Genomic DNA, 13632 nt, shown 5'->3' with positions numbered 1-13632 from the left:
ATTCCTACCTAATCTTTAATACTGGAATTCTGGTAATCAGTGTACTCAAACCAACCTTTGTCCCGGTATATAGAAAATTCTTTTTCATCCGGATATTGAGTGTCACTAAATCCGATAAAGCCATTTTTGCCTTTCCAAATGTAGAACCGAGTATCATCAAATGAAAGCAGAAATTTTTCATCTCTACCCAGATCTTTTTTAAAACTGCTCAAGGATTGCTTTGGCTTGGAAGTTTTAATTTTATTATTTATTTTCAAATTCCCAACCGGTTTTATTTTTTTTGATGATACCACCCTTTTCAAGTCATCGAGTGTCGCTTTGTTTTTGATATCAAGTTTTATTTTTGGGTGTTTAGGAGTGTCTGTTTTTTTTAAAAATTGTTTATTTTGAGGGGCATTAGCAGAAACAATCCGATTTTTAGGGTTCCCTGTTTTTAATTTCAGGTTAGGCCCTATTGAGGAGAATCTTTGTTCACCCTCCACATTCTTTTGCAAAAGATAACTTCCGTTTTCAGGAGAGTATTTCCATTTAAGGGTTGAAATAAAAGATTTATCCGGGATGAATTCAGGATAAAGGCCCATAAGCTTGTCCGGATAATGTCCCTTTATTTGATGGAATTTATTTAGCGCAGAAGCCATTTCAAGCAAACCAGCATGACTGCTTTTTTCTGCAATCTTTGTGATTTGTTTGAACCTTTGCATATTGTGGGCGGTCAGTTCATTGTTTTGTTTTTTATCCTGAATTAAATAAAGACCTCCAACGATTGCCAGGATCACAATTAAAAACAAGATTACATTTTTTGCATTCATAAAACCTCCATTATTGAATTAATTATGGATTAAGCAAAAAACATACCATATGTCAAAATTTTACCGAGGCCTTACCCAGCCGTTTTTTTTGACGTGTTCATCCAATATCAGCAGATGCTTGAAAGTATAAAAAAAAGCTCTATGGGTGACAATTTTTGTATCTATTTAACGTGGGTTGAAAAAAAATGCTTAAATCTAAAGATAGATGAAAAGGAGAAAAAATGAAAAGGGTCAGTGGCTTAAGCCGAAGACCCTTATCGTTGGTGGTGCGCCTGGACAGATTCGAACCGCCGACCCCCTGATTCGTAGTCAGGTACTCTATCCAGCTGAGCTACAGGCGCGCAAACAACCCAGAGTATATACCAGGGTTGTTCAAGGATTTCAAGTTTTATTGTTTGTAACTGTTTAAATTATGGTGCTGTTGCCGGGCATTAGTTTAAAAAAATATAAACACACACATCTAATTACTTGAATATTGCTCAAAAACACCGATTTTTGATATCAAGATTAACAGAACTCCATTCGGAACATTTTATCCACATATCCCTGGGTTCCCCAATTGTTCGTCGTTTTTTGTTCATGGTTCTAAAGAGGGTGCCAATGTTTTTTGTTTTTGATTTATGACGGTTTTTCGGTTAATGCAGGATCTGATGATTTTCATGGATTTATTGCCTTATTTTGTTTGCATTCAAAAAAAAAATATGCCAAATTTCAAAGGATTATAAACAGAGATCAATTTATCCCATGAAATTTAATCGGGGAAACCTTGAATTTTGAAAATTATTTGACCTCGGGAAAAAAGACTTATATAAGTATAGGTTGGAATATGAATGATGAATTTTACATGATGCTTGCTTTAGAGGAGGCGCAAAAAGCAGAAGAGATGGATGAGGTTCCAGTGGGAGCTGTCATTGTGGATGAACATCACCAGGTGATTGGGCAGGGTTTTAACCGGCCCATTTCAACCAACGACCCCACAAGCCATGCTGAAATCAATGCCCTGCGAATGGCATCAAAAAGGCTAAACAACTACCGGCTGACACAGACAACTTTGTATGTGACCATTGAACCTTGTATCATGTGTATGGGCGCTATTATCCATGCGAGAATAAAGCGAGTTGTATTCGGGGCATCTGATCCCAAATGGGGGGCTGTGCTCTCCTTATATGCTATGGCATCTGATCATCGATTAAATCACCGCCCTGAGATTAAGTCCGGGGTGTGTGAAGACGAGACAAGACAAATCATAAAAAATTTTTTTATGAATAAAAGGAGTAAATAGTGGCAAATACAGTAGTTGTGGGAACCCAATGGGGAGATGAAGGTAAAGGGAAAATAGTGGACCTGCTGAGCGAACATGCAGATTATGTTGTCAGATTTCAGGGTGGCAACAACGCCGGTCATACCATGGTTGTGAATGGAAAGGAAATCATCAGTCATCTCATCCCTTCCGGCATTATCCAGCAAAAAAAATGTTTTATCGGAAATGGCGTGGTGGTGGATCCCTTTGTCCTGCTGGATGAAATTGATTATTTGATCGCAAATAATATTGATGTTTCTCCGGAAATGCTCAAAGTAAGCAACCGGGCACATATCATCATGCCCTATCACCAGGAAATAGACAAAGCCCGGGAAGAAAAAAAAGGAAAAAATAAAATCGGTACCACGGGCCGGGGAATAGGCCCCTGCTATGAGGATAAGGCCACCCGGCGGGGTATCCGGTTCTGCGACCTTCTGGATTTGGACCTTTTTAAAGAAAGAGTCGCAATCATTCTGGAAGAAAAGAACTTTTACCTGAAACATTATTTTAAGGTCGATACCATTGACCTGGATCTGGTTATTGACCAGATCCTTAAGATCAGAGACCGGCTTCTTCCCTATATTGACGATGTATCGGTTGCATTGTATGAGGGGATTAATGCTGGCAAAACAATTTTGTTTGAAGGGGCCCAGGGAACCCACCTGGACATTGAGCATGGGACCTATCCCTTTGTTACCTCTTCTTCAACCGTAGCAGGAAATGCAGCAAATGGATCTGGTGTCGGCCCGGGGAACCTGAATGAAATAATTGGTATTGTAAAAGCTTATACCACGCGGGTAGGAGCCGGTCCTTTTCCCACTGAGCTTTTTGATGAAATCGGCGACAAAATACAAAAAACCGGATCGGAATTTGGTGCCACCACTGGACGGAAAAGAAGATGCGGCTGGCTGGACATGGTTGTCCTAAGGAATGCCGTCCGTTTGAACAGCCTTACCGGACTTGCCATTACCAAGCTGGATGTTTTGGACGATCTGGATGAAATAAAAATTTGTACCGGCTATGAGTACCAGGGAGAAATTATTCATGATTTCCCACCGGAAATCAAAATTTTAGAACAGTGTACCCCCGTGTATGAAACCCATCCGGGGTGGAAACAGGACACATCTACGACAACTGAATATAAGGATTTGCCGGAAAATGGGAAGAAATACCTGGACAGGGTGGTAGCGCTGGCAAATGTCCCCATAAAAATTGTGTCCGTGGGACCTGGAAGGGAAGCCACCATCATAAAAGAAAATATTTTCTAAATTGACTTTCACATAATTATAATATATCTAATAACGTCTTACAGTCGGGATGTGGCTCAGTCTGGTAGAGCACAGCGTTCGGGACGCTGGGGTCGGAGGTTCAAATCCTCTCATCCCGACCATTTAATTTCCTGAAGTCGTTATTTGGAATGGAATAACGACTTAATCCATCTTGTTATTCCATTTTTGGGGACGTTTGAGCCCCTATTGTTTAATGCGGCAGGATGGGACTGGCGGTCCGGAGAAGGTTTCGGCTTGGAAGGCGTTTTTTCCCCTGGGGGAGACACACCGGTTATGCTTTCCGATTTTTCCCCCAGTGTGGTCAGTATTTCTTTAACAATCCCTTGCTGGAACTCTTTTTTTGCCAGTGGACTGTCTGCTTGTCCTAAAATCCAAGTGGATTCAAGATCCATAAGGATCCCGTCCCCATTGCTGCCAATTTGTGAAATTGCGGCAATTTTGTAAGCCAATTGGGTCAATCCGGCTATTTCTCTATATTCTTTTGGGGCGGCGCCTGGGTCCTGATAAAACTCGACAGCATTGCAAATTCGGGAAGGCAGGTTCCAGGCAGTCATTAGCTTTGCTGCAATCATATTGTCTGTGGTGCCCAATTCATCGAGAAATACGGTGTGCAACGGCAGTTTATGTGTTCTGGCCTTTTCGATGCACATAAAAAATTCCCTGGAATGATGAATGGCCAGAATCAATTTTCCAATACCATGAAGCAGTCCTGTGATATAGAGTTCTCCCGGCAGGGTATTTGTCGTTAGATTTGGGTGCCCGAGTCGTCTGCCTGCCATTGCGCAAGCCCAGGAGAACGCCCAGTAATCTTTTGCGGAAAAGCCATGGAGCTCAGATAAATTTGGAAGAAATCTTTGTAAAAAATAAAGATTAACAGAATTAATGGCCTCCTCGAGACCAATTCTCGTAATGGCACTGCGCAGGCTGACAATTTCATCTACTCCCCTGTAAAAAGGAGAATTTGCCAGTTGTAAAACCATTGAAAAAAGGCCTGGATCCGGTTCAATCAATTTGCAAAATTCTGAAATATCGATATTTTTTAATGGTTCCTGGGCCATTGACATGAGCTTTGAACCATTGGTAGGCATGGGCGGTACTTTTATATCAGAGTTTAAAATATCAAAGGTGATATCTTTTCCAAAGGTTACAGTCTCCTGAGTGCCTTCCTGATTTTTCATATTCCCTATCCTTTATTGAAAACATCGTGAAATACCGCTATATACAAATTTAGTTAGCATCACATCAAACGTAAATTGAGTGTCAACAAATTTCCGGAATGATTCTGTAGACATCTAAAAATTTTTTTTTGCCTTTTACTTTTAATCTTCCGAGGGATTTAATACTTTGAATGTTTTTAAACTGCTCAATATCCGGTTCTATGTCATTATATACTGTTTTTGAGAGGTATATCTGGTTGCCGTTTGCAATGGATTGAAGTCTCTGGGAGGAGTTTACGGTATCTCCTATGACGGTATAGTTCATGTGATTTTCTGAGCCCAGGAATCCGGCAATTAAATCTCCTGAATTTATGCCGACACTCATTTTTAAATGACGGTACCTTTCGCCTATCTCCTGTTTAAACACGTGAAACGCTTCAAACATCTGAAGCGTTGTTGTGACCGCCTGAAAACTGCATCTCCTATCATCAATAGGTGCTCCGAAAATAGCCATGATGCAATCCCCCATAAGTTTATCAAGGGTTCCCTTATTTTTGAAAACAATTGGAATCATCGAAGAAAAAAAATAATTTAAGATCTCAACAACCTCTTCTGGTGTGGTCTTCTCGGAAAGAGAGGTGAAGCCTTCTAAGTCTGCAAAAATCACGCAAGCTCTTTTTTTTTCTCCTCCTAGCTTTGGGCTGCCGCTTTTTAATATTGTTTTGACAACATCTTTGGAAAAAAACCTGGAAAACTGGAAAATATGTTTTTCTTCCTTTATTTTGTCAGAATAAAATCTTCTGAATGTGATGGTATTCATTAAATGATCCCGGACGATGGCGTAAAAAAAACGATCTTCATTCTTAAAACCGTATTTTTTATCGTTGAACAAAATAAGCGCACCATGGAATTCATCCCCTGAAACAACCGGCAGTGCGTACAGAGACCCGGTAAGTTGAATACAATCCTCCCACTCCTCAAGATTATCGATGAGGATATTTTTTTTCTCGTTGATAATTTTTTTTAAGAGTTTGGAATTTTTTAGAAAGGAATAGTTGATGCCCGTATCAAAACTTGCGGATATATAGTTTTCTTTTTTGTTTTGAAAATCTTTAAACAAATAAAAAACCGCTCCGGATAGATTCTTGTATTTAATCAGGCAGTCGAGCTGTTGACGCCAGACCAAATCAGGATCCGTTAAGTCAATTGATTTCATTGACTCAACCATCTCCTTTAATATTGATAACTCATCTATTTTTTCTTCATATTTTTTTTGGAGGGAAAGAAAATTTTTCCTGAATAATTCAGGATGAGTTGGGTTCAGCGGGTTTAGTTTGTATATATTGTCTGCCATGATAGCCTTATCTATGTCAAGATAATAAAGAAAAAATTGCTTTATTATCTTGGATAATAGTTTTTGAGTTTTCCACCTCTCGTTCAATGGAATTAATCGTAAAATCATCAAATACGGATTCCAGGATATCCAGGTGGTCTTTTAACAGAAGCGTTATTTTGGACGAATGCTTTTGGTCATCAATACTGCAAAGGTAATTTGCAAAACCGATAATGGCGGCCAAATCAGCATGACTTTCCGACGATGAAGGATGATGATGGAAGGATATCGCCTGGATCAGGGATTCAGGTAAATTCCATTTTCTGGCAATAATGCCGCTTATAACACCATGGTTATATCCAAAGACCTCTTCTTCAAGGTCATATATTGGCAACTGCATTTCTCTGGAGAGTTCAAAAATTTTTCGATATTTATCTGGGAAATTTTCAATCAAAAACAGTTTGCCAAAATCATGGAGAATACAGGCGGCAAAAATTCCTTGGTCTGCAAGAGCTTTCTTTTCGCGGCAAAGATATTTGCCAATCAAAGCTGTTTCAACCGAATGTCTCCAAAGTGTTTTAGGTTCAATCAATCCCTCTAAACCGGGTCCTTTAAAAGAGGCAGAAAGGCTCAAACCAAACGCCATATTTGTTATCTCATCCGTCCCAAGAATGATGACCGCTTCCTTCACTGAATTGATTCTCTGGGACAAACCGTAGAACGAAGAGTTTACCAGTTTGAGGATTTTTAAGGTCATAACCTGATCCAGTTGTATGATCTCTTGAATGTCATCAATTCCAGATTTCGGATCTATGGCAACATTATAAATCTGCATAGCGACTGAGGGAATCGTCGAAAGAGATTCAAGCCTGTTTATTTTTGCAATGACAGCTGCTTGTTTTTTTTTCCTTTCAGTCAGGTTTTTTTCAAAATCCATTGTGGGGATAAGATTTTCTATCCACTTTTTAACATCAATCCCTTTTTTTTTAGAAGGTGTCTTATTTTTTATTTTTTCTGCCAGTATGTTTGTCAGAGGAACATTATAGGGAAGTCTTAAACAAAAGCGTGTCTGATCGGCAAGGGAAAGCTCGTGCAGCCCGTCCCATAATAATTCCAGGTCCATTGTGATTAATTTACTGAAGAGCGATCCCCGGGCGTCATTAAAAATATTGCTGTAACTGCTGTTTTTTATCGGAAGGTTGTTATGGTTGAATTTTGATTTTTCCTGCGATTTTTTGTCCAAAGAAAGCAGCTCTAATCCTTTTTTGGGGGTGGCATAGGCATCAAGTTTTTTTTGAATAACATGAATCAATTCATAAAAAGAATACCCGTCCCTTGGGAAAATGGCGTGACCGATCCTGATGATAACATCTTTCTGGACAATGTTTTTGATATTTTTTGATATTTTTGGAATCACTATCTCTATGCCGTTCTCATCTGTTGTGAATCCAAGAAATAAAATTTTATTGTCATCAATGGCATAGACTGAATCACTTTCTCGGAATTCTTTTTCGAGATCATTTTCTTTTCCTGTCAAAGGAATCAACTCCTCGCCTTTGTTTTTAGGCAAGACAATTATATACAGGAGGGCTGAATCGACGCCGGCCCGGAGGGTCATGTTTAATAATTTTGAAATCCATTTCAGCTGCCATTGGTCGATATAAAAAGAGAGTCTTTTATCTTTGATCACCCTGTGGACGGACACCCTCGCACCCAGAGCCTCAAGGTTTTTCAAAGCTGTTTTTATAATATTTTTAGAGGGATTTTCACATAAAACGGCAGGGGGTGACTTTAATATCAGCTCAGCTTTTTTTTTTGAAAAATTAAATTCGCTGGAAATATATTCAATAAAATCATTGGTATTTTTTGAATACAATTTTTTAAATATTATTCTGTATATGAGTTCTTTCATTCTTTAATTTAATTAACGTTAATTAACATTTGATGCAATAGGTATTTATAACAATTGGGAATGGTATCAATTCGACAAGGATGAGTCTAATTACCTTCATTTTATTTTTCGTTTTAAATTATGGGGGCGATTAACAGCCAATAAATAAGTAAAAACAACTTGTCCTTAATGGAAACATGCAATCGGTGTATCATGATTTAATTTGTTTCCAAAATCAACTATTAACGATACCCCTTAATAAACATCAGATATTGAATAATCTGATTTACCGGGTTTTGTCAAGCAAATCAATTGCCCCCTATCCATTCGCTATTTTTTTATATCTGTCTGTTATACCAGGCTCTCTATAAAAGTTCGCTATAGGCGTCATAATGATTAGTTCACCCATTGAAAATTAAGTGCTTTTACCTATTGCAAAATTCTTTTTTCTCTATTAAGTGCTTAAGAATAAAAAATACGTCAACCATGAAGTATTTAAAGGTGCTGGGAATGAATACAAAAATATCTATTGATAACCTCATAGACATTGTTGCAGCTCATGGTAAAGTTAAGACTGGCGTGGATGTATACAGCCCAAATGGTGTTTTGCTCCTGGCCAGGGATGTTCTTGTTGAAAAAGTAAGAACCCTTGAAATTTTAAGAGAGGCCGGCCTATACTCGGTCTCCATTGATACCGCTTTAGATGGCTGTCTATTGGATGGCCATGGTAATTTAGTCACGATCAATTCAGATGAGTTGGAGAGTATCCCGGCTGTTGATTCCCAAACAGGCGATTCTATTTTTCCAGATATCGCAACCAATGAAATTGAAATGAAGCTGGTTGAAATTGAAGAAATTAAAAAACAGGCCTCTTTGAAATACAACGAAGCAAAAAAGAGTATTAAAAAGGTTATAGCGGAAATAAAAGCGACGGGGGGGCAATTTGATTTTGATGAAGTCGAAGCGAATGTTTCTGTCCTCATTGAATTTTTGACAATTGGGGATAACCCCTTTTCCTATCTGACCCAGGAAATATTTTCCTATGACGATTATCTGTATAACCATTCAATCAATGTCTGTGCCATAGGAACCGCTGTTTTGAACAGGTTTAATACCTATTTTTCAAATACAGTTTCAGACCTTCTTAGGGATAACAGGTCTGATCATTACACCCCGTTTGAACGAAAGAGTGAACCCCAACAAAATTTTTTTTACTGTTATTATCCGGATGAGCTCAGGGATATTTCTCTTGGTTTTTTTCTCCATGATCTTGGAAAGGTTATGGTTAGCGATGACATTTTAAATAAACAGAGCGGTTTAACAAAAGAAGAGTTTACTGAAGTCCAAAAGCATTCCTATGAATATGGTGCACAACTCCTTGAAAAAAATCGAATAAAAAGTTCAGCGATTAAAAATATTATTTATTACCACCATGCTTCTTTATATGAGGGAGAAGAGAACTGTTATCCTCTTGATATAAAGCATACCCAGATTCCCCTTTATGTAAGGATTTGTAAACTAGCGGATATCTATGATGCCATGACATCCAAAAGATGTTACAAAGAAGCGATTAGCCCAATCAGTGTCGTGACAAAACTCTTTAGAACCTATGCAAAAAAAGACAAAATGCTTCAATATATCCTTCATTCATTTGTAAAAAGCATCGGCATCTACCCACCCGGCAGCATTTTGTTTTTGCGAAATGGACAAATGGCATATGTGCTGGACAGCAAAGGACCTTTTGTGGTTCCCTTCACGGATGAACAGGAAAATACCTTAACCCGTAAACCTGATCCGTTTATTATCAGTGCACAAGAGAGCGATCCAGCACGGCTGATTGATAACCGAAAAAGCTTAAAAACACCTAAAGACGTATATACGATTCTCCCTTCTTATATAAAAAACATAATAAGAACTGCGTAAAAAAAAAGTGGAAGATAATAAAACCGGGGGCCCCGATGCCTGCCCCCGGGAGGTAATAATGGTTCTATTATTTTAAACTAATTTTTTTTCGTGGCCTTGTTTTCCCATTCCTGGATGTGGGTGGTTTCATAAATTTCTTCCCACCCCGAGATCATGCCTGCAATATGGCTGAACAAAGAATGGCCCGTGGTTGTCATGTACACGTGAATGATCAGAAAATTCACCAGGAGAAATGCGACCAGGGTATGTACCACTGCCAGGATCGACAGAGAGATGCTTCCGGGCATAAAATTATACAGATAGTAGACAAGACCGGTTGTCATTTGCAGGGGCAGCAGCATGGCGGAAATACCCAGGTATGCCAATCTTTGCAAGGGATTGTGCTTGGCGCCTTTGGACTTTTGCACCGGGTGTTCATGGCCCTTGAAAATCCCGAAGGCATAGTAAAAGATAACAACAAAGAGCTTTTTGGTTGTGGGGATATATTGTTTCCATTCCCCGGTGGTCAAGAGCCAGAACACAAAGAAGGCAAACAGGACGAGCCAGGCAAGCCCCACAAAATTGTGAACAGTCACGGCTGTCTGAAATCCCATGAGTTTAAAGGTGCCGTGGACCTCAAATCCTGTGACCATGAGGACAATGATCATCAATCCCTGGAGCCAGTGCCAGATGCGTTCAAACCGTGTGTACAAATATACTTTTTTTATTGTTTTAACCACCATATCCTACTCCTCCTTTCCGTTCCGGGTGAAAAATCGGCCAAGACCATGGAGCATCACTCCGGCAAGGGCGGCCAGCACGGCAATTATCCCTAAGGTGTCGATGAAATTGGAGCGGTCCCGTCCGGGCAGATAAATACCGGTGATACTGGCCAGTCGGGAATTTTCCCGGATGTGGCATTCGTTGCAGCTTAAAGCATTTTCTCTAGGGGCCACCATATGGGTGATGGGAAAGGCATAGGTGGTTTCCACATAGTCAAATTCACCAGAATAGGGCACATCCAAAGTTTTATTGCCCCTTATAATGGCATCGTTCATGTCAAAGGTGGTCCAGAATCCCTTGGGACCCGATAGCAACGGGGCTACCATCTGCTGGTTAATTTTGTCATAGGGCTGTTTTCCCCTGTGGATTTTAAAGGGATGAATCCGTGCATCTGGATCATTCTTATCGCCCAGGGGATGGCTGACTTCAACAATGCCCGAGGGGTCAATCTTCTCTTTTATCGTGGTATTGGCAAATGATCCATTGTACCAGAAATATTCAGGCTGAACATTTTTTTCCCATCTAAATTCCCCTTTAATGGATTTATAGGTGGGCTTGCCGAATTCCCCTTTTACCACATAGGGTTTTCCGTCTTTGAGGTCACCGGCCTTGGTCCAGTCCCACCACATTTTGGTGGGATTGACCCTGGCAAATTCAGGGATATGACAGGATTGGCAGGCCACTTTGTCTGTATGGTCGTTCATTTTTGAAGCGGTTTTATGGGGCAGGTTGCTGTGGCAGGATTCACAGGTGATTTTTGTGGCCATGTCATCTTCAATAAGACTCGTACGTTCCGCTGCCGCAGGACGGGTGTAAAGGCGTCCTGCAATATTGTGTTTCACCGTTGTGTGGCACCTTGTACAGGTAAAGTCTGCTCCTTCGGCTGCCATGTGAACATCCAGCATCTTGTTGGGTTTGGCAAGGGAGGTATCCAGATCCCCGTGTTTAACCCCATCCCCACCGCCGCCTTTAAAATGGCATTCCCCGCAGTTTTCCCGCTGGGGCATGGTGATCTGGTGGACGGCATTCTTAACCTCTTCCTGGACTTCCTTGACGATTTCAAGGGTGTCTGGGTCATCATCCCCTTCAAAGGCTTTCAGATCCTCAAAGGCTTCTTTATAATTGAATTTTTCTTTGCCGTGGCAGGCCAGGCAATTGACTTCCCCTTGGGTGCCGTTCCAGCCCGCATGACAGCTGAGACATCCCTTGTCTTCCATGGCATTTCCGGAAATACAAAAGTTGTTAATGGCGTGTCCTGCCTTGCCGTTCATGACTCCTTCCTTTTCCGAAGGGACTTTCCAGGTCCAGTGGATGGTTTCTTCAAACTGCATGGACGCATCTGTGTGGCAGGAAAGGCAGGCCTGGGTAATTTGGTCTCCCGAGGTGAAATTTTGCTTCAGGATTTCCATTTTTGAATGATCTGTGGTAGTCCAGTGTTTGTCGGACCGGACTGCTTGTTTGGCCAGTTTGATCCCCAGGGCCTCATCCGCACCTGAAACTTGCTGGGAGGCAATGGCCCCGGGTAAGATCCCTGTCATAAATATCAGGGCTGCAAATATCAGCAATAGTGTTGTCTTGGGTCTTTGTTTCCCGCAGCTGGTTTTTGTTTTTCCCATTATACCTCCAAGTTTGAGTGTACAAGCGTCCGGGGATGGGGGTGACCCCCTCCCCGGAAACAAGATTATTTGCAGGTAGCAGGGGTGGGAGAGTCTGCTGCAAAATTGTAAAAATAGGAATAAATATCCAGAGCATCTGCGTCGCTTATGTCCGCCCATTCCTGGTCGCAGCCAAATTCGCCAAAGTTTTTACCCTCAAAAATGGCTTTCCATTCCGCCTGTTTTTTGTCAGCCGGGCTGACCTTGGGAGAGGCAGAATCAACCGCTCCCCTTTCGAAACAGGCTTTTACCACTTTCCGATAGGTATATTTGCCTTTTCTTTTGTTGCCACCAGGGCCTTCTGCGGCAAAGGCGGCGGATAAAGATCCCAGTGTGAACAAAATGAGAATACCGGTGATGAATACTTTTTTAAACATGTTATATCTCCTTGTTATTTATTAATAATTAGTTTTTTTTGAGTGTAAAGGTCCCATCTCGTTTAAAATCAATTTCAGCTTCCACATAGTAGGTTTCCAGATCGGATCTGACTTCTTTGGCCATGTAGTAAGCTTCACCGCTTCTGGCACCGGTGGAGCATAAAAATACCACGGGTTTGTCTGAAGGCAGGTCTTTTATTTTGGGTTCTAATTTTTCAACGGGAATGTTTGTGGCGGTTTTTAAATGGCCCTTGGAAAATTCATCTGCATCCCGGACATCTATCAGGGTGAAGGCTTCAGGCGTGGTTGTCACAACTTTTTTAAACCGTTCAAGATCAATGGAACCTTCCACTTCTCCAGCTTTGACGGCAACACCGGCACTGCCGGCACCAAATTGTTTCTTCCAGGCGGGGTAGCCTTCCTCAAAAACAGAAACATTTTTATAGCCCATGACAATGGCCCTGGCAGCAGATTTATGGCTCAACTTGCATTTAAGGCCGCCGCAATAGAAAATAATGGGGGTGGAAAGTTCCCTGGGCAGTTTTCCCTTTAAGGCATCAAACTGGGAAAAGGGAATATTGATGGCCGAGGGGATATGGCCCTGGTCATATGTTGGTTTCTGGGGCCTGGCATCCACAATCAGGGTATCGTTGGCAGCAATTTGAAACGCCACCTGTTCTGCTGTTATTGCGGCATAGGCACCTTTTTGTTTTTTCCATTCGGGATATCCCTTGGCAAAAACTTTGACATTGGTGAAGCCTAAGGCCTTGGCTTTTTTGGCAGATTTATGGCTCAGTTTGCATTTAAGACCGCCGCAATAATAGATGAGCAGGGTGGATTTGTCCTTGGGCAACAAGTCTATTTTTTTGTCAAACTTAGAAAACGGAATACTGACGGCTCCGGGGATATGGCCCTTGGTAAATTTAACCTGGTAAGGTCTGGCATCGATGATCATGACATTTTTTGCCATGGGAACACTTACCTTTGATATTACAAACGCAGCATCCACGATCTCATCATACATCCAGGGTTCTTTGGCATCCTGGGCACTAGCCGAGAAGGTTCCTGCCAGGATCACAAGGCCTACAGCCATGGCCAGGATCAGTGTTTTAAATTTGGATTTCATTTTGACTCCT

At 41.1% G+C, this 13632-nt stretch carries 11 protein-coding genes and 2 tRNA genes; 4 read left to right on the top strand and 9 right to left on the bottom strand.

Features of this window, described 5'->3' with window-relative positions; translation table 11 throughout:
• Positions 1-8 precede the first annotated feature (8 nt).
• Positions 9-809: a hypothetical protein gene (locus tag ACZ45G_RS19315; RefSeq protein ID WP_464172132.1), complete on the bottom strand. Its 801-nt coding sequence runs from the start codon at positions 807-809 to the stop codon at positions 9-11.
• A 264-nt stretch (positions 810-1073) separates the two neighbouring features.
• Positions 1074-1150, bottom strand: a tRNA-Arg gene (locus tag ACZ45G_RS19310).
• A gap of 485 nt (positions 1151-1635) precedes the next feature.
• Between ACZ45G_RS19310 and tadA the strand changes: the two genes are divergently transcribed.
• The 3 genes from tadA (at position 1636) to ACZ45G_RS19295 (ending at position 3499) form a co-directional block, all read left to right on the top strand.
• A complete protein-coding gene (gene tadA / locus ACZ45G_RS19305; protein ID WP_464172131.1) occupies positions 1636-2091 on the top strand; it encodes a tRNA adenosine(34) deaminase TadA in 456 nt (151 codons plus the stop codon).
• Positions 2091-3377, top strand: coding sequence for an adenylosuccinate synthase (locus ACZ45G_RS19300; RefSeq protein ID WP_464172130.1), 1287 nt, complete (start codon positions 2091-2093; stop codon positions 3375-3377). The genes tadA and ACZ45G_RS19300 overlap by 1 nt, the downstream gene beginning before the upstream one ends.
• Positions 3378-3422: 45 nt before the next feature.
• Positions 3423-3499 (top strand) — tRNA-Pro (locus ACZ45G_RS19295).
• A gap of 18 nt (positions 3500-3517) precedes the next feature.
• Here ACZ45G_RS19295 and ACZ45G_RS19290 read toward each other — a convergent pair.
• From ACZ45G_RS19290 to ACZ45G_RS19280, 3 genes are all read right to left on the bottom strand, one after another.
• The gene (locus ACZ45G_RS19290; protein ID WP_464172129.1) at positions 3518-4576 is read right to left on the bottom strand and encodes an HDOD domain-containing protein; all 1059 of its coding nucleotides are present in this window, start codon (positions 4574-4576) and stop codon (positions 3518-3520) included.
• Between the two features lie 82 nt (positions 4577-4658).
• Positions 4659-5771, bottom strand: a complete 1113-nt coding sequence (locus ACZ45G_RS19285) for an adenylate/guanylate cyclase domain-containing protein (protein WP_464172128.1) — start codon at positions 5769-5771, stop codon at positions 4659-4661.
• Between the two features lie 154 nt (positions 5772-5925).
• On the bottom strand, positions 5926-7578 hold the full coding sequence (locus tag ACZ45G_RS19280) for an HDOD domain-containing protein (protein WP_464172127.1): 1653 nt from the start codon (positions 7576-7578) through the stop codon (positions 5926-5928).
• A 711-nt stretch (positions 7579-8289) separates the two neighbouring features.
• On the opposite strand from ACZ45G_RS19280, the gene ACZ45G_RS19275 reads away from it, so the two are divergent.
• The gene (locus ACZ45G_RS19275; protein WP_464172126.1) at positions 8290-9702 is read left to right on the top strand and encodes an HD-GYP domain-containing protein; all 1413 of its coding nucleotides are present in this window, start codon (positions 8290-8292) and stop codon (positions 9700-9702) included.
• A 77-nt stretch (positions 9703-9779) separates the two neighbouring features.
• Here the strand turns inward: ACZ45G_RS19275 and ACZ45G_RS19270 are convergent, their stop codons facing one another.
• The 4 genes from ACZ45G_RS19270 to ACZ45G_RS19255 all read right to left on the bottom strand — a co-directional run bounded on the left by ACZ45G_RS19270 (position 9780) and on the right by ACZ45G_RS19255 (position 13622).
• A complete protein-coding gene (locus tag ACZ45G_RS19270) occupies positions 9780-10424 on the bottom strand; it encodes a cytochrome b/b6 domain-containing protein (RefSeq protein ID WP_464172125.1) in 645 nt (214 codons plus the stop codon).
• 3 nt (positions 10425-10427) lie between these two features.
• On the bottom strand, positions 10428-12080 hold the full coding sequence (locus ACZ45G_RS19265; RefSeq protein WP_464172124.1) for a tetrathionate reductase family octaheme c-type cytochrome: 1653 nt from the start codon (positions 12078-12080) through the stop codon (positions 10428-10430).
• Positions 12081-12145: 65 nt separating this feature from the next.
• A complete protein-coding gene (locus tag ACZ45G_RS19260) occupies positions 12146-12496 on the bottom strand; it encodes a cytochrome c family protein (protein WP_464172123.1) in 351 nt (116 codons plus the stop codon).
• Positions 12497-12524: 28 nt separating this feature from the next.
• On the bottom strand, positions 12525-13622 hold the full coding sequence (locus ACZ45G_RS19255; RefSeq protein ID WP_464172122.1) for a rhodanese-like domain-containing protein: 1098 nt from the start codon (positions 13620-13622) through the stop codon (positions 12525-12527).
• Positions 13623-13632 lie beyond the last annotated feature (10 nt).

The sequence above is a fragment of the Desulfoconvexum algidum genome, from assembly GCF_055382125.1.
This window is presented reverse-complemented; position numbering and strand designations above follow the sequence as displayed.